The following is a 16578-nucleotide window of genomic DNA, read 5'->3' as shown; positions in this document are numbered from 1 at the left end:
TCGGCCGGACCGCCCGGCAGCGCTTTTTCATCGGCTCACATGGTCTTGATCTTGTAGTAGCGCCATGCCTCGGGCAGTTCAGAAAGGACAATCGCGGTCACCGCGACGGCCAGAGCGCCCACGGCGACGCGAACCACGCCGGCCGGAATGAAAATACCGTTCTTCACAGCGACTCACCTTTTCTCGACTCGTTCTTGGTTCGGACCGTCGCTCCTTCAGGAGGTGGGCCGCCGAACCCTAGGACGGGCTCTTTCAGCAGGGTGTCGACGACGGACGCGACAAGCGGCACAGCACGCGCGACGGCCTCCCTCACCGGCTCGCTGAGTCCCACCACGACATCCGGTTCTTCGCCCGTCATGCGTACTTGTGGCTCGCAGCCCAGGACGAGAACCCGCGGGAGGCGCCCGTCGCCCAGCCACCGTGCCAGAGCGAGCACCTTTACGGGATCCATGGCGTGTGCCTCGGGCAGACCTGCCTCCGGGGGGAGGTCCGGTTCGATGATGGTGAGGGTGCCCGGTGCTTCGCCCCGGGGCGCCGCGTCGACCAGCAGGGCGGCGTCGTAGCCGTCGAGCAGCCGATAGGCCAGATCCATGCCCCGGATGCCGAAATCGACGACGTGTACGCCCACCGGAACCGGCCACTCCCGCAGGGCGGCGATCACCTCGGGGCCGAACCCGTCGTCGGCGAGGAACATGTTGCCGATGCCGGCGACCAGCACTCGGGAGCGATGCGACGCGCTCTCGTGGTCGGGACTCAGAGGTTCCACCTCCTCGGGAGTGAAGAAGAAGCGATGGCCGATCTTCCCGCTCGCTCCCAGATCCCGCCCGGGGTCGTCCTGCACCAGCACGGCGAGGTGGAGCCGGCCTTCGAAGTCCTCCTCGACGGCGTCGACTTCGGCCTCACGGCCGACGAGCGCCAGGTCGAGGATGTCGGCCTTGCGAGAGGGCTTGAGTCGCACCCGGGTCCCGCGCCCCACCGTCACACCGTCCACCAGGACGGTCGCCGGCACGGCCTCATCAGCCGAGACCGGCTGAGGTCGTTGATTCATGCGTCCTCCAGGGAGGGAAAGGCCGGCGGTGCGGCTGACGGGCGGAATTCGCGAATCGCGCCGTGCAGCGCCGCCATCGCGTCGGGGTCGAGCCCGGCGCAGCGGTCCAGAATCTCCCGGGCTCGGGGATCGCAAGCTCTGGCCTCGGCCTGCTCCTCCTCGGTCAAGCTGAGCACGCTGAGGACGAGGAGCTGGTCGATCTCCGTACCGTCGAAGAGATCGCCGGGGCTTTCCGGAGCCACCGTGGGGAAGTCGTACAGGGTGATGGGGGAAGCCAGCACGGTGTGCGCGGTGTGCCCGTTCCCCTCCCCGGCGAGGACCGGCCACACGCCCCGGTTGGCGCAGCTCGCGGCGGCCTCGCGCAGCCCCTCCGGCGGGTCCAGGAGCGAGACGAACCGGCCTTCGTCGCTGTGCAGGATCACATGGGTGGACGCGAAGGCGTATGAGGCGGCCCGCTCGCGGGCGTGCCGGTCGGCGGGCTCGGGCACCGGGCAGGCGGTGGTGTTCTCCACTCGCACGGTGAGCCTGTCCACGCCGTGCGCCGTCGGCTGCGACTCAAAGGTCAGGACCCCGGTCAGCCGCCGCCAGCTCCGGATGATGCTGCCGACAAGGCGCCCGGAGGAATCGGTCAAGTGCTCGGTCCCCGAGCCCTCGGGGATGTCGACGGCGGTGTGCCGCGGCCCGCCGGGGACGGTGACCGTGATCAGGACTTCCCGTTCGGTGGCCTCCTGCCAGGCGAGATGCCGTTCACCGTCGACGGTGAGTTCGTCCACGGGTTCCGGCCCGTGCGGGCCTTCGCGCACCACCTGCCGGTCCACGACCTGGAGGAACCGCAGTCGCACGGCCACCTCTCGCGGCGTGCCGCCGTGCTCCAGCAGCACCTCGGTCGTGATGGACGCGGGCTCAGCGAGCACCTCGGCGCACTCGCCCCCGGGAAAGACTCCGCCGAAGGTCCAGCGTTTGGTGTTCTTGAGCGCGGATCTGCGATAGGGCCACAGCAGATAACCCTCGTACAGGCAGGTGCGGGCGATCGTGTCGACGGCTGTCGGAGCGGCGGTGGCGGCGGAGACAGCGGTGGCGGTGGTGTTCATGGTGCTCCTGAGCGGTCGAGCAGAGCGCGTACGGCGTCGCCGACGCTGCCCAGTGTGTGCCGTGCGCGGTAGTGGTCGAGCCGGTCGTAGATCTCCTGGGGCAGCCGTAACCACGGGGTGGTGCCGTGGTAGCGCTCGATGAGCTCGTGCCAGAGGCCGGCGGGCAGACGGCAGAAGGCCTCCGCGGTCGAGGGAACGGGGGCGGTCCGCAACATGCCGCCCGGCGACGGACCGGCAGCCTGGTAGAAGATCATGCCGTTGAACAGGAACCCGAGAGGCACGTCACCGTCCTTGACTGCGCGCAGATACTTCGTCACAGCCAACTCGGTCTCCGTGCCGCACGGCACGAGCAGCGGCAGGGACGTGCGGTCGTCGAAGGGCGGCACCTGCACGGTGGTCCGGGCCCACTGAAGTGGCCGCATGGTGCGGCTCCACTCCCCGGGAAGTCCGAAGACCTCGGTCAACCCCCGGTGCGCGTCCGGCTCGTACGCCCGCCGGGTCACGTCGATCCGGACCGTGGTCGTGAGAGCCATGCCCCGGACCGGTCCGCCACCCTCCCGGACGATCTCCAGCGTGAACCGGAGGGTCGGTACCGCCGCGAAGGGTTCCGCCTCCGCGGCGGTGACCGCGAAGGTCAGGTCGGGACAGGCCCGGGTGACCACGGCATCCTGCTGCGATGCGGTCATGCCGGGGAGAGATTCGGCATATCCGGCATGATCGGGTCGTGTTGCCTGGGGTTGATGCCGGTGGAGCGCCGCGCGGTCGATGTGTCGTCGGGCCGGTGGCCCGGCTGGCGCTTGATGAGGCCGCGGTGATTGCCGCGGCGCACCCCCGGGACGTGCGCGGCCCTGTCGGGCCGGACATCCGGCTTGCCTACGATGATGCCCATGATGCCTCCTCGGTGTGGGGGGAAGGGGGGGTGGAAAATGCCCGGAAGAATCCGTCGACCTGCCGCCAAACTTCGGGTCCCCCGCCCAGCCCCTTCCAGTGTGCGCGCACTAGGGCGGCGAGGCGGTAGCAGTCGTCGAGCGGCACCAGCCAGTACTGCGGTTCATGGGAGCCGCCGCCGTGGGCACGGTGGACCAGCAGCGCCTCGACCTCGGGAGCCATGGCGGACAGGGCGGGATCGGCGGCCTCCACTCGGGACCAGTCGGCGAGGTCGACGACGGACCGCATCAACCCCAGAGGGCTGGGGTAAGCGGCGTTCACCTGCGGAGACGTCGCGGACCGAGTGAAGAACGCGAGGTCGACGGGAACGCCGAGCCCCGCCCACACCATGTCGTCGATGCCGCAGCCCTCGAGCCGTCGCCGGGCGGTCGGCAGCCGCAGATATCGTGCGCCTCCTGCCTGCCCGCCATCGAAGAGCAGCGAGCAGGCAGGACACGCGCAGGAGACCGTGCCCGTGCCCGGGTCGAGCAGATGCCGGTGGTCCGGCAGGATCGGTTCGGCGCACAGGTCGCACCGCTCGTCCTCGCCGCCCTCCGAGGCGGTGTGCCGGGCTCCTCCCTGAGCCAGTCGGCGCAGTCGGCGGGCGGCGAACGTCGGCGTTGTCATCCCGTCTCCCGGCCGGCCGTGACGGGGCTCCGGAAGAGCGAGTCCACCGAGATCAGCGCCTGGGGTTTGGATGCCGGCACAGTCTCGATGTCGACCTGTTCGATCTCGGGAGCGCGACCCATGACCGTGTCCCGCACGGCGGCGTCCGGCGGCTCGGCCGAACAGCCGCAGCCGCCGCTTCCCTCCGTCAGCCGTACGCGCACGACGGACCCGTCCAGGGCCAGTAGCTCGATGTCACCACCCTTACCCCGCAGTACGGGCCGCAGTTCGGCGATGGCCGCCTCGACACGGGCCGCCACCGGGTCCGGGTGGAGATCGTGTACGAGGAGCAGATGGCCGACCAGTTCGTCGGCGGCGAGCCGCCGCACGGCCCCGTCCTCGTCCGCGAGATGGCCCATGATCCGCCGGAGGCACTCCCCGTACAGATCCACGAGCGTTTGAACGGCGTCGTTCGCGCGGGCCGCCGCCGCGTGGTCCGGCAGGCCGCCCAGCGCGGCGAGCATTTCTTCGAGCCTCAGCACATGGCGGCGGGCTTCTTCGTCGTCCCAGGGCATGCCCCGCCTCCTCTCAGGAGAGTGCGCCAAAGGTCGGCGAGTGGGACTGCGTCAGGGTGCGTCCGCCGCCCAGGTACATGTGTACGCCGCACGGCAGACACGGGTCGAAGCTGCGCACGGTGCGCATGATGTCGATGCCCTTGAAGTTCTCGGGGCCGTTCTCCTCGAAGATCGGGCAGCCCTGCACAGCGTCCTCGTACGGCCCGGGCGTGCCGTACATGTCCCGCGGGCTGGCGTTCCACGGGGTGGGCGGGTACGGGTGATAGTTGGCGATCTTCTTGTCGCGGATCACCATATGGTGGGAGAGGACACCGCGGACGGCCTCGTGGAAACCGACGCCGATCGCCTCGTCGGGGACCGTGAAGTCCTGGAAGACCTTGGTGCGCCCGGCCCGTACCTCCGCCAGGCCCTTGTCCACGAAGTGCAGCGCCATCGCGGCGGCGTAGGCGACGAAGTACATACGGGCGCGGTTGCGCTCGATGGTGTTGGGGAATGGGGGCGGCTTCCACTCCAGCCGCACCTCGGGGCTGCTGGGCGTCTTCGGCAGGTCGATCTCGACGCTGTGCCCGGTGGAGCGGACGTAGGGGGTGTGGACCTTGTTGGCGAGGGCGGTCGCCCACAGCCGGGCGATGGGGCCGCCGCCGGTGTCGAGGGCCAGATGGTCGCCGGTGCGCTTGTCGTACCAGCGGGGGCTCATGACCCAGCTGTAGTTGCCGCCGTCGAGGTCCCGTTTCTGCGGCGCCGGAAGCGTGGTCTGATTCCACGGATGGCGCTTGTCGACGGGGTTGCCCAGCGGGTCCTTGTCGACGAAGGTCTCCTCGCCCGTCCAGTCCTCGTAGTAGGAGCTGCCGAGCAGGATGCGCATCCCGAGGTTGATGTCGACCAGGTCCGTGGTGACCAGTTGATTGTCGACGATGATGCCGGGGGTGACGAACATGGCGTTGCCCCAGGTGTTCATCGTCCGGTAGTCGTAGTCGACGACCTCGGGGTCCTGGAAGGCGCCCCAGCATCCGAGCAGTGTTCTGCGGCGACCGACCTCCTCGTAGCCGGGCAGGGCCTCGTAGAAGAAGTCGAACACGTCGTCGTTCATAGCGACGGCCCGCTTGATGAAGTCGAGACAGCGGGTGAGCCGCACCAGGTAGTCGGTGAAGAGCTGCGGCGTGGCGACGGTACCGACCCCGCCCGGGTAGAGGGTGGAGGGGTGGACGTGCCGGCCCTCCATCAGGCAGATCATCTCCCTGGTGAGGCGGCTCATCACGAGCGCTTCCTTGTACGTCGCCCCCTCGAAGGGGTTGTACGAGCTCATGATGTCGCCGATGGTGCGATGGCCGTGCTGCTCGGCGTTCGGGGCCGGAGTGCGCTCGGCGCGTTCCCACACTCCGGGGTTGGTCTCCTTGACCATGCGTTCGCAGTAGTCGACGAAGACCATGTTGTCCTGGAAGATCGTGTGGTCGAACATGTACTCGGCGGCCTCGCCGAGGTTGATGATCCAGTCCGCGAGCGGCGGCGGCTTGACCCCGTACGCCATGTTCTGCGCGTACACGGAGCACACGGCGTGGTTGTCACCGCAGATGCCGCAGATCCGGCTGGTGATGAAGTGCGCGTCCCTCGGGTCCTTGCCCTTCATGAAGACGCTGTAGCCGCGGAAGATCGAGGAGGTGCTGCGGCACTCGACCACCTCACGGCGAGGAAAGTCGATCTTTGTGTAGATGCCGAGGTTGCCGACGATCCGGGTGATGGGATCGAAGGCGACATCGGTGAGTTCGCGCTGCTCGGGCGGAACGGTCTCGCTCGACAAGGCACAGTCCTTTCGGGGCGTCGGCGGTGGTCAGGAGCGGGGCCAGCGCGGGGCGTAGCCGGAGGTCAGTTTCGCGCTGCGGTGGCGCCACTTGGGTTCGCGGTTCGCCGCCCTGTTGGTGATCGCGCGCAGGGATCGGATGAGCGGGCCGTAGGTGGAGCTGAGGATCGCGGAGGAAACGCTGCCGCCAGGGGGTTCGTCCATGAACGGCATGAACTTGTCGGGGAAGCCCGGCATGGTGCAGCCGATGCAGATGCCTCCGACATTGGGGCAGCCGCCGACGCCGTCCATCCAGCCGCGCTTGGTGACATTGCAGTTGACGACGGGCCCCCAGCAGCCGATCTTCACCTGGCACTTGGGAGAGTTGTAGTCCTTGGCGAAGTCGCCCTGTTCGTAGTACGCCGCCCGGTCGCAGCCCTCGTGCACCGTCTTGCCGAACAGCCAGGTCGGGCGCAGCTGTTCGTCGAGCGGGATGGGCGGGGCGAGCCCGGCTGCCTGGTACAGCAGCCAGGTCACGGTCTCCATGAAGTTGTCGGGCTGGACCGGGCAGCCGGGCACATTGACGATCGGCATACCGCCGGCCGAGCGGAAGTCCCAGCCGAGATAGTCGGCGAGGCCCATGGAGCCGGTGGGGTTGCCGGCCATGGCATGGATACCGCCGTAGGTGGCGCAGGTGCCGATCGCGATGACGGCGAACGCCTTGGGGGCGAGCCGGTCGATCCACTCGTTGAAGGTGATGGGCTCACCGGTCTCCGGGTCGTTGCCCATCGAGGTCCAGTACCCGTCCCCGTTGATGCGCTCGTTGGGCACGGACCCTTCCACGACGAGGACGAACGTTCCCAGTTCGTCCCGGGCGCCCTGGTGGAAGGCCTGCATGAAGTCGTCGCCGGACTCGTAGGACAGCACCTTGTTGTGCAGGACGACCTTGGGGAGGCCGGGAATGGCGCCCAGGACGACGTCCTCCAGACTCGGCAGCGAGGCGGCCGTGACCGAAATCGTGTCCCCGTCGCAGCTCATCCCCTCCGAGGTCCAGAGGATGTGGACCTCATCGACGGCGCTCGAAGGAGCCTCGGTTTCGGTACTCATGACGCGTTCCTTTCTGCCGAAGGCTTCCGGAGCAGGCTCACACGGGCTGATATTGTTCACAATTCGGACACGCCCGTGAGGGGGGCGGATCAGGCCGTGGCTGTTTGCGCACGAACGCCGATCTCAGAGCGTGGTACGGCGATTCCGGCTCGAAGAAGATCTCCCGCATTCGCGCCAGTTCCGCGGCCCGGTAGGCGCTCAGCGGCCTGACGGCCTCGTCGCGCTCCCGCTCCGCCTTCTTCCGGCCGACCAGTGCGCGGAGCCGGGCGGAGGCGGCGAGGCGCTGAGCCGAACGGGTGGTTTCTCCGGCGAACTCCTCAGGCCCGCAGTCCAGCACGCGGTCGGCCAGCCCCAGACGCAGCGCGGTCGCGGCGCTCACCGGCGCCGCCTGAGACATCAGCCGCTCCGCCTCCTCGGCGCCGACCCGGCGCGTGAGGGTGTACGTCCAGTACTCCGACCCGTAAAGCCCCATCAGCCGGTAGTGGGGGTTGAGCACGGTCCCGGACCTGCACCACACCTCGTCCGCTGCCAGGGCCAGCATCGCCCCGCCCGCCGCCGCGTTGCCTGCGAGCGCCGCGACGACCAGCCGGTCCGTGGTCGTCAGCACGGCCTCAACCAGGTCGTCCATCGCCTGGATGCACGCCCAGGACTCGGCGGCGGGATCGCCGGCGGCCTCGATGACGCCGAGATGGATGCCGTTCGAGAAGAAGTCCCTGGCCCCGCCGAGCACCAGCATGTCGACCGGCCGGGAGGCGGCGAAGCGGTACGCGTCGAGCAGCCGGCGGCACTGATCGGTGCTCATCGCACCCCCAGGGAACGAGAAGCGCAGGAAGCCGACGGTCCCCGCCTCCTCGTACCGGATGTCCGTCCAGGTGCGCCGCCCGGCCGCAGGCCGGAGCGGAGCGGGAAGCTCCGGCACCTCGGGCAGCCGGTCACCGAGCGCCAGGACCGCCGGGAGCTTGTACGTCGGGGGGCCGCCCGCCCGTCCGCGCGGACGCAGTTGGGGGATCCACACGGCCCCGTCGACGGTGGCCCGGCACACGGCGCCGTGCCGGGTGGCCAGGACTTCGCCCGGTGCGCCCGTCAGCGCGTCCTCCTCGTGCCCGCCGCACAGGTACCACTCCCCTCCCAGGAAGGTGTCCAGCACGCCTGGATGGGAGTCGGCGGCACGCAGCTTCCGCAGCACCACGGCGGTCGGCTCCGAGCACCAGTCGATCCGGCGCTCCTCCTGGCGCAGATACGGGCGGAACGAGCCCTCCGAGCCCTGTGGCCGTGGTTGGAACGTGCCCGAGGCGAAGCGCTCGACCGCCTGCAGAACGGCTTTCACGGCGGCATCGGTCACCTCGCCCCGATACAGATCGCTCTTGCCGACGGCCGGAACGTCGAAGTCCTCCGACGCCCAGACGAGACCGGCGTCCATCTCCTCGACAGCCTGAAGAACCGTCACCCCCCACCGCCCGGCGCCCTCCTGCACGGCCCGGTCGAGCGAAGACGGTCCCCGGTCGCCCGGCGGACCCGGATGCACGATCAGACAGGTGTGGGCCGACCACACCTCCTTGGGGATCGCGGTGGTGAGCATCGGCGCGATGACGAGATCCGGCGCGTGACGGATGACCGTCTCCGGGCCAGGGGCGTCACGGGCGCCCACTTCGACCGCGACGGTATGCCCCCGGTCCCGCAACTCGCACATGACCCGCTGCGACAGACTGTTGAACACGCTCGCGACCAGCAGCACGCGCATGACGTCGCCTCCTCCGAGCCGGTGAGTGAGTCGGAGCGCTTGCGCCGGGGTCCGGAGCAGAGGTCCCGGTGGGCACGCGCCACCCTGATGTTCGCTCCCGCGCCGCCGCAGCCCGGCCGGACGCGCCGTGCTTGGGCCACTGGGGGGAATCGGGGACCGCCCCGCCTCCGGCATCCGGGAGCCACCCGCCGCGGCTGCCTAGCGTGGGGCCCCATGCACGAACTGTCGATCGCGGCGGCCGTCGTCGAGAAGGCCGGGCACACCGCCCGCGCACATGGAGCGACTTCGGTGGAGGCGGTGCGCTTGCGCGTCGGTGAGCTGGCGGGCGTGGTCGGCGACGCCCTGCGGTTCTCGTTCGAGCTCGTCGCCGAGGGCACCGTGGTCGCCGGCGCCGAGCTGATCATCGAGGACGTGCCCGCCAGGGCCCGGTGCGGCGACTGCGGCAAGGAGTTCGCCGTCGGGTCACCGCCCCACCTGTGGTGCCCGGGATGCGATCGCCCCGCCGCGCAATTGCTCACCGGACGCGAGCTGGAACTGGCCGAAGTGCGGCTGCCGGACACGGAGCCCTGCCCGGCCGCCGCCCCACGCCGAGCAGGGCTCGGACAGGGCCCAGGAGAGGACATCTGATGTGCCGGAGCGTCACTGTGCGCCAGGCGGTACTGGCCAAGAACGACAGCCTGGCGGCTGCCTTGCGGGCCGAACTCATGACCAGAGGGGTGACCGTCGTCAACATGCTGTCCAGCCCCGGCAGCGGAAAGACCGCCTTGCTGGAACCCGTGCTGCGCCGTGCCACCGAACGAGGAGTGCGGGTGGCCGCGCTCACCGCCGACCTCGCGACCGAGAACGACGCCCGCAGGCTCGCCAGATCGGGAGCGCCGGTGAAGCAGGTGCTCACCGGCGGGCTGTGCCACCTGGAAGCCGCCCAGCTGCGCGCCCATCTCGAAGGGTGGCTGCCGGACGGCGCCCGGGCGCTCTTCGTCGAGAACGTGGGCAACCTGGTCTGCCCCGCCTCCTACGATCTCGGGGAGACGCTCCGGGTGGCGCTGATGTCCGTGACCGAGGGCGAGGACAAGCCGGTCAAGTACCCCACCGCGTTCGGGTCGGCGCACCTGGTGGTGCTCACCAAGACCGACCTGGCGGAAGCCGCCGAGTTCGACGAGGCGGAGTTCACGGCGAACGTCGAACGGATCAACCCAGGAGTGGAGGTACTGCGCACCAGCGCCCGCCGTGCGCGGGGCGTCGACGATCTGCTGGACCGGGTGCTGGCCGTGTGCGACGGCGCCGTACCGCACACCCCGCTGCTCGCCGCGGAACACGTCCGCGCCCACGGCCACACCCACGGCGAGGAACCGCACGAGCACATCGGCCAGGCGAGTCACGCTCACGACCACGGGGCTGTCGGCACCCGTTCCACCGTATGACGAGCACGCTCCCCGGCACTCCGGAACAGGGGGCCCTGCGCCGCAAGGTCACCGTGCGCGGAACGGTGCAGGGCGTGGGCTTTCGCCCCTTCGTCCACCGGCTGGCGTCCGAACTGGACCTGTCCGGTTTCGTACTCAACGGCACGGACGGAGTCGTCACGGAAGTGGAAGGCACGCCGGCGGCCGTTGAGGAGTTCTGCCACCGGCTGCGGGAACAGCCGCCTCCGCTGGCCGACGTACGCGACATCGGCTACGAGACCGTGACGCCACTCGGCGGGGGCGGTTTCAGCATTCGGCGCTCGCGCACCGAGGGCAACGGCGCGGCGGCGATCCCGCCCGACACCGCGACCTGCGCGGACTGCCTGCGCGAGCTCGCCGACCCCGGTGACCGCCGCTACCGCCACCCCCTCATCGCCTGCACCCACTGCGGGCCTCGCCTCACCATCGCGACCGGTCTCCCCTACGACCGGTCCACCACCACCATGGGGGTGTTCCCCCTGTGCCCCCTGTGTGCGAGGGAGTACGACGATCCGGCGGACCGCCGTTTCCACGCCCAGCCGGTCGCCTGCCCGTCGTGCGGGCCGCAGCTCCGTCTCACCCCGGCAACCGGCACGGAGCCGGGCCCGGCAGACGGTGCGGGTGCCCTTGTCCGCGCCCGCGAACTGCTCGCGCGGGGAGCGGTCCTCGCGGTCAAGGGCCTCGGCGGGTACCACCTCGCCTGCGCCGCCGACGACCCCAGCGCGGTGGCCACGCTCCGCGACCGCAAGGAACGCGGCGGCAAACCGTTCGCGGTGATGTGCGCGGATCTCGCCGCCGCCGAGCGGATCGCCCGCGTCGACCCGGCGGAGAGGGCGATGCTGACCGGACACCGGCGTCCCATCGTGCTGCTGCGCCGACGCGTCGGCGACGGAGCGGGCGGACTCGCCGACGCCGTGTGCCCTGGCAATCCGCAGGTGGGCGTGATGCTGCCCTACACCCCCCTGCATCAGCTCCTGTTCGGTCTGCGCGGCGATCCGCCGGGCCCCCGCGTCCTCGTCATGACCAGCGGCAACCGCTCCGGTGAGCCGATCGTCACCGACGACGACGAAGCGCTCTCCCGGCTCGCCGGGATCGCCGATGCCTGGCTGTGGCACGACCGGGCCATCGCCGCGCCCTGCGACGACTCCGTGGTCCGGCTGCGCCCCGACGGCTCCGAACTGCTGCTGCGCCGCTCTCGCGGCTACGCCCCCGCGCCGGTGCCCCTACCGGTCCGGGTGCCGCCGACGCTGGCCGTCGGCGGAGACCTGAAGAACACGCTGTGTCTGGGAGCCGGCCGTGAGGCCTGGTTCTCCCCGCACATCGGCGACATGGGTGACCTCGCCACCGTGACGGCGTCCGAACAAGCGGCACAGCGCCTCACGGCACTGACCGGAATCACGCCCCGGCTGCTCGCAGCCGACCGGCACCCGGGCTACCACTCCTCCCGCCGAGCAGCGCGCTGCGCGGCCGAAACTGGCACCCCCCTGCGGCTGGTCCAGCATCACCACGCCCATATCGCCTCCCTCATGGCGGAGCACGGACTCGACGGCAGCACTCCCGTCATCGGCGTCGCCTTCGACGGCACCGGGTACGGCAACGACGGAGCGGTCTGGGGCGGCGAGGTGCTCCTCGCCGACTACCGCGGATACCGGCGGCTCGCGCATCTCATGTACGCCCCGCTGCCCGGCGGCGACGCGGGTGTCGGCAACCCCTGCCGGACGGCACTGGCACGGCTGCGCACCGCGGGCCTGCCTTGGGCGGCGGATCTGCCGTGCGTGGCCGCCTGCTCGCCCGAGGAACTCCGGCTTCTCGCCCGGCAGCTGGAACGGAACATCGCCTGCGTGCCCACCTCCAGCATGGGACGGCTGTTCGATGCGGTCTCCTCTCTGCTGGGCATCTGCCATCGAGCGGGGTACGAGGCCCAGGCCGCCGTCGAACTGGAGGCCGCCGCCGCCCTCGCCTGGGACCGGGGCGACAGGAGCACTTACCGTTTCGGGCTGCGCAACACACACGGCGACGGGACCACCCGGATCGATCCGGCACCCGTCCTGCGCGCGGTCGTCCGTGACCTGCGGACCGGTGTCCCGGTTCCGGTCGTCGCCGCCTGGTTCCACGTGGCGGTCGCGGCAGCGGTCACGGACGCCTGCCTGATCGCGCGGCGCGAAACCGGAATCGGCACGGTCGGCCTGACCGGAGGCGTGTTCGCCAACGCGCTCCTCGACGAGGAGTGCACCGAGCGCCTGACGGCCGCCGGCCTCATGGTGCTGCGCCACCGGCAGGTGCCCCCGGGAGACGGCGGACTCGCCCTCGGCCAGCTCGTCGTGGCCGCTCAGAAACACGACCGGTAGTCAGCCAACGAACCAGCGACGAACGGAGAACACCATGTGCCTGGCAGTGCCCGGCAAGGTGGTCGGGATCGGAAATCGGGACGGCACGCCTATGGCCAGCGTCGACTTCGGCGGCGTCGTCAAGGAAGTCTGCCTCGCCTATGTACCGGAGGCAGAGGTCGGCGAGTACGTGATCGTCCATGTCGGCTTCGCCCTCCAGCGCCTGGACGAGGAGTCGGCCATGGCCTCACTGCGCCTCTTCGAGGAACTGGGCCTGTTGGAAGAGGAGTTCGGCGACCCCTGGGGCCGAGCGGCAGCCGAGGCGGGCCTGACCGAGGCCGCCGTGACCAAGGTCGGCATCCCCGCGGTGACAGAGGCACGGAAGGAGCCACGATGAAGTACATCGACGAGTTCAACAACCCGGATCTCGCCCGAAGGCTGCTGGACGACATCCACGCCACAGCCACCGGCGGGCCTTGGGCGCTGATGGAGGTCTGCGGCGGCCAGACCCACTCGATCATCCGGCACGGCATCGACCAACTCCTGCCGGACTCGGTCGAGCTGATCCACGGCCCCGGATGCCCCGTGTGCGTAACGCCTCTGGAGATGATCGACAAAGCTCTGGAGGTCGCCTCCCGCCCCGACGTGATCTTCTGTTCGTTCGGTGACATGCTGCGTGTGCCGGGCACCGGCCGCGACCTGTTCCGCGTACGCAGCGCGGGCGGCGACGTCCGGGTCGTGTACTCCCCGATGGACGCCCTCGACATCGCGCGCCGTCACCCGGACCGCCAGGTGGTGTTCTTCGGCATCGGCTTCGAGACCACCGCACCCGCCAATGCGATGACCGTCCACGAAGCGCGCCGCCTCGGCATCGGCAACTTCAGTCTGCTCGTCTCACATGTACGCGTCCCCCCGGCCGTCGAGGCCATCATGAACTCCCCGGACTGCCGGGTGCAGGCGTTCCTGGCGGCGGGACATGTGTGCAGTGTGATGGGCACCGGTGAGTATCCGGACCTCGCGGAACGGTTCGAGGTCCCGATCGTGGTGACGGGTTTCGAACCACTGGACATCCTCGAAGGCATCCGCCGCACCGTGCACCAGCTCGAACGAGGCGAGCACCGGGTCGAGAACGCCTACGAGCGGGCGGTCCGCGCGGACGGGAACCCGGCGGCTCTGCACATGATCGAAGAGGTCTTCGAGGTGACCGACCGCGCGTGGCGCGGCATCGGCGTCATTCCCCGCAGCGGCTGGCGGCTGACCGACGCGTTCAGGGACTTCGACGCGGAGCGGCGCTTCGACGTGAGCGGCCTGCACACCGATGAGCCAGAGGACTGCCGCAGCGGCGAGGTGCTCCAGGGGCTGATCAAGCCCCGCGAGTGCGAGGCCTTCGGAACCACGTGCACACCCCGTACCCCGCTCGGCGCCACGATGGTCTCCAGCGAGGGCGCGTGCGCCGCCTACTACCTCTACCGCCGCCTGGAAGCCCCGGCGCGGCCCGTGCAAGTCCAGGAGGCGACGACCGTTGGCTGAAACCACGACAGAGACGATGGCTCCGGTCGACCCGGCCACCTGGTCCTGCCCTGCCCCGCTGCGCGACCACCCGGTGATCGTCATGGGACACGGCGGCGGTGGAGCCCTGTCCGCCGAACTCACGCGTCACCTCTTCACTCCGGCGTACGGCAACGAGACACTGGCCGGCCTGGGCGATTCCGCCGTGCTCCCCGTGGGCGGATCCCGGCTGGCGTTCTCCACCGACTCGTACGTTGTGCGGCCGCTGTTCTTCCCCGGCGGCAGCATCGGCGACCTGGCCGTCAACGGAACGGTCAACGACCTGGCGATGAGCGGCGCCCATGCCTCGTTCCTCTCCTGCGCCTTCATCCTGGAGGAGGGTGTCGGCCTCCCCGTCGTGGGACGGGTGGCGGACGCGATCGGGGCGGCTGCCGCGGCGGCGGGCATCTCCGTCGTCACGGGCGACACCAAGGTCGTCGAGGCGGGACACGGCGACGGTATCTACCTCAACACATCGGGGATCGGTCTCGTCCCGGACGGCGTGGACATCCGCCCCCAGCGGGCGGCTCCCGGGGACGTCGTTATCGTCAGCGGCCCCATCGGCATGCACGGCATCGCCATCATGAGCGTGCGTGAGGGCCTGGAGTTCGGGGTGGAGGTGGTGAGCGACACCGCGCCGCTGGGCGGCCTGGTCGAGGCGATGCTGGCCGTCACCCATGAACTGCACGTCCTGCGCGACCCCACCCGCGGCGGTCTCGGCACGGCGCTCAACGAGATCGCCGTCGCCTCGGACACCGGCGTCGTCCTCACCGAGCGGGACATCCCGGTACCGGATGCCGTGGCCAACGCCTGTGGGTTCCTGGGGCTGGATCCTCTGTACGTCGCCAACGAGGGCCGTCTGGTGGCATTCGTGCCGCGCACGGACGCGGACGCCGTCCTCGCCGCCATGCACGCGCACCCCCAGGGAGCGGGCGCCACCGTGATCGGCGAGTGCGTGGCCGAGCATCCGGGCATGGTGGTGGCCCGCACCGGGCTGGGCGGTACACGCGTCGTCGACCTGCCCCTCGGGGAACAACTACCGAGGATTTGCTGACCTCATCAGCCCTTGCTGACCAGGCCCTCCGCGCCCGACACGTCCGTCCGGTCCCGAGACGAGGCCGGATTCCGTGCCGCGGCGGAGGAGGGCGGCTGGCCGGATCCGTGCGCCGTCAGCGCTCGATGACCGTGCAGACGACGGTCGCCGTACTGCCTCCGAAGTTCAGCGTCGCAAACCGGCGCGCATCCACAACCTGGTAGCCGCCCGCCTGACCGGTGACCTGCAAGTAGCCGTCGAGCAACATCCGCACGCCGGTGGCTCCCACGGGGTGTCCGCCACCGATGAGTCCACCGCTCGGATTGATCGGGATGCGTCCGTCCCTGGCCGTGTCGCCGTTGACGACGGCGTTGCCGCTGCCGCCGGGCTCAGTGATGCCGAAGTGGTCGATGGCCAGGTACTGCGACACCGTGAAGCAGTCATGGGTCTCGATGCCGTCGAGATCGGACACATCGCCGATCCCGGCGCGCGCAAAGGCGTCGGAGATGGTGTCCCGGACGTGCGGGAACACAAAGTCGCTGCCCTTGCTGGAGTCCAGCTTGTTCTGGAGGTGCAAGGACGCGCTCCGGTGCCCCCACCCCGCGATGCGCGCGACTGGGGCGTGCACGGCGCCGCCCTTCTCTCTCAGCCAGCGATCGGACACCAGCACCAGGCCTGCGCCGCCGTCGGTGACCTGGCTGCAGTCGTAGCGTCGCACGCGACCCACAACCTGCGGGTTGGCGTCGTCGTCCTCGGTGAAGCATTCCGCCGGCGTCTCCCAGCCGCGCGTCTGGGCCTTGGGGTTGGCCTTGGCATTGGCGATGTTCTGCCGCCCGATCGCCCGCAGGTGGTTGGCATCGAGACCGAATCGCCGGTCGTACTCCTCCGCGATCTCCGAGAAGGTGAACGGCCACACGAAGTCCTGGCCCTCCCCCTCGTGGCCGACCCACGACGCGCTCGCCAGATACCCGGCACCGACCTTGCCCGGCACATTGCGCTCGATCTCGGCGCCGACCACGAGGGCGACGTCGTACCGCCCGGACTCCAGGTCGGCCATGGCCGCCATGACGGCCACACTGCCCGAGGCGCAGGCGGCCTCGTGGCGGGAGGCGGGGATCCCTGTCAGCTCAGGCACCACGGTGGCGACCATCGAGCCCAGGTGTCCCTGCTTGACGTAGAACTCACCCATCGCATTGGCGAAGTGCACAACCTCGACCTGGTCGGCGCCGACGCCGGCAGCCTCGAGCGTTCCTGCCGTGGTCTCCTTCACGAGGTCGCTGATCTCAAGTCCCTCTTTGGTGAAATTGCGGGCGAAGTCGCTCTGGTAGCCGCCGAGAATCCACACGGGCACCGTCATCG

17 protein-coding genes are annotated in these 16578 nt (G+C 70.0%); 6 read left to right on the top strand and 11 right to left on the bottom strand.

Annotated elements, in window-relative coordinates; genetic code table 11:
• Positions 1-35: 35 nt before the first annotated feature.
• Genes ACWDO5_RS17695 through ACWDO5_RS17650 form a run of 10 tightly spaced genes read right to left on the bottom strand, consistent with a single transcriptional unit; the run spans position 36 to position 8872 of the window.
• Positions 36-167 carry a hypothetical protein gene (locus ACWDO5_RS17695; protein ID WP_450531218.1) on the bottom strand — a complete coding sequence of 44 codons (132 nt, stop codon included), beginning with the start codon at positions 165-167 and terminating at the stop codon, positions 36-38.
• The gene (locus ACWDO5_RS17690) at positions 164-1048 is read right to left on the bottom strand and encodes a hydrogenase maturation protease (protein ID WP_450531217.1); all 885 of its coding nucleotides are present in this window, start codon (positions 1046-1048) and stop codon (positions 164-166) included. The genes ACWDO5_RS17695 and ACWDO5_RS17690 overlap by 4 nt, the downstream gene beginning before the upstream one ends.
• Complete coding sequence (locus ACWDO5_RS17685; RefSeq protein WP_450531216.1) at positions 1045-2139, bottom strand: hypothetical protein; 1095 nt, start codon at positions 2137-2139, stop codon at positions 1045-1047. Before ACWDO5_RS17685 ends, ACWDO5_RS17690 begins: the two co-directional genes overlap by 4 nt.
• Complete coding sequence (locus ACWDO5_RS17680; protein ID WP_450531215.1) at positions 2136-2825, bottom strand: DUF6084 family protein; 690 nt, start codon at positions 2823-2825, stop codon at positions 2136-2138. Before ACWDO5_RS17680 ends, ACWDO5_RS17685 begins: the two co-directional genes overlap by 4 nt.
• The gene (locus ACWDO5_RS17675) at positions 2822-3028 is read right to left on the bottom strand and encodes a hypothetical protein (protein WP_450531214.1); all 207 of its coding nucleotides are present in this window, start codon (positions 3026-3028) and stop codon (positions 2822-2824) included. Before ACWDO5_RS17675 ends, ACWDO5_RS17680 begins: the two co-directional genes overlap by 4 nt.
• Positions 3013-3693 carry a DUF5947 family protein gene (locus tag ACWDO5_RS17670; RefSeq protein WP_450531213.1) on the bottom strand — a complete coding sequence of 227 codons (681 nt, stop codon included), beginning with the start codon at positions 3691-3693 and terminating at the stop codon, positions 3013-3015. The genes ACWDO5_RS17675 and ACWDO5_RS17670 overlap by 16 nt, the downstream gene beginning before the upstream one ends.
• Complete coding sequence (locus ACWDO5_RS17665) at positions 3690-4247, bottom strand: NifU family protein (RefSeq protein WP_450531211.1); 558 nt, start codon at positions 4245-4247, stop codon at positions 3690-3692. Before ACWDO5_RS17665 ends, ACWDO5_RS17670 begins: the two co-directional genes overlap by 4 nt.
• Positions 4248-4260: 13 nt before the next feature.
• A complete protein-coding gene (locus ACWDO5_RS17660; RefSeq protein ID WP_450531210.1) occupies positions 4261-6045 on the bottom strand; it encodes a nickel-dependent hydrogenase large subunit in 1785 nt (594 codons plus the stop codon).
• A 30-nt stretch (positions 6046-6075) separates the two neighbouring features.
• A complete protein-coding gene (locus tag ACWDO5_RS17655) occupies positions 6076-7131 on the bottom strand; it encodes an NADH-quinone oxidoreductase subunit B family protein (protein ID WP_450531208.1) in 1056 nt (351 codons plus the stop codon).
• A 37-nt stretch (positions 7132-7168) separates the two neighbouring features.
• Positions 7169-8872 (bottom strand): hydrogenase maturation protein, encoded by a 1704-nt coding sequence (locus tag ACWDO5_RS17650; protein WP_450531207.1) that lies wholly within the window; start codon positions 8870-8872, stop codon positions 7169-7171.
• Between the two features lie 213 nt (positions 8873-9085).
• On the opposite strand from ACWDO5_RS17650, the gene hypA reads away from it, so the two are divergent.
• Genes hypA through hypE form a run of 6 tightly spaced genes read left to right on the top strand, consistent with a single transcriptional unit; the run spans position 9086 to position 15240 of the window.
• Entirely contained in the window at positions 9086-9499 is a 414-nt protein-coding gene (gene hypA, locus ACWDO5_RS17645; RefSeq protein WP_450531205.1) for a hydrogenase maturation nickel metallochaperone HypA, read from the top strand.
• Positions 9499-10293 (top strand): hydrogenase nickel incorporation protein HypB, encoded by a 795-nt coding sequence (gene hypB / locus ACWDO5_RS17640; protein WP_450531204.1) that lies wholly within the window; start codon positions 9499-9501, stop codon positions 10291-10293. The genes hypA and hypB overlap by 1 nt, the downstream gene beginning before the upstream one ends.
• Positions 10290-12659, top strand: coding sequence for a carbamoyltransferase HypF (gene hypF, locus ACWDO5_RS17635; protein ID WP_450531203.1), 2370 nt, complete (start codon positions 10290-10292; stop codon positions 12657-12659). Before hypB ends, hypF begins: the two co-directional genes overlap by 4 nt.
• A gap of 34 nt (positions 12660-12693) precedes the next feature.
• Entirely contained in the window at positions 12694-13035 is a 342-nt protein-coding gene (locus ACWDO5_RS17630) for a HypC/HybG/HupF family hydrogenase formation chaperone (RefSeq protein WP_450531201.1), read from the top strand.
• Positions 13032-14168, top strand: a complete 1137-nt coding sequence (gene hypD, locus ACWDO5_RS17625) for a hydrogenase formation protein HypD (RefSeq protein WP_450531200.1) — start codon at positions 13032-13034, stop codon at positions 14166-14168. Before ACWDO5_RS17630 ends, hypD begins: the two co-directional genes overlap by 4 nt.
• Before the next feature lie 16 nt (positions 14169-14184).
• The gene (gene hypE / locus ACWDO5_RS17620) at positions 14185-15240 is read left to right on the top strand and encodes a hydrogenase expression/formation protein HypE (protein WP_450531247.1); all 1056 of its coding nucleotides are present in this window, start codon (positions 14185-14187) and stop codon (positions 15238-15240) included.
• Positions 15241-15355: 115 nt separating this feature from the next.
• On the opposite strand, the gene ACWDO5_RS17615 is transcribed toward hypE, so the two are convergent.
• The gene (locus tag ACWDO5_RS17615; protein WP_450531198.1) at positions 15356-16576 is read right to left on the bottom strand and encodes an acetyl-CoA acetyltransferase; all 1221 of its coding nucleotides are present in this window, start codon (positions 16574-16576) and stop codon (positions 15356-15358) included.
• Positions 16577-16578: the final 2 nt, after the last annotated feature.

The organism is Streptomyces sp. NPDC000880, assembly GCF_053599675.1.
The sequence above is the reverse complement of the archived record's forward strand: the minus strand, read 5'-3'. Positions and strand labels throughout refer to the sequence as shown.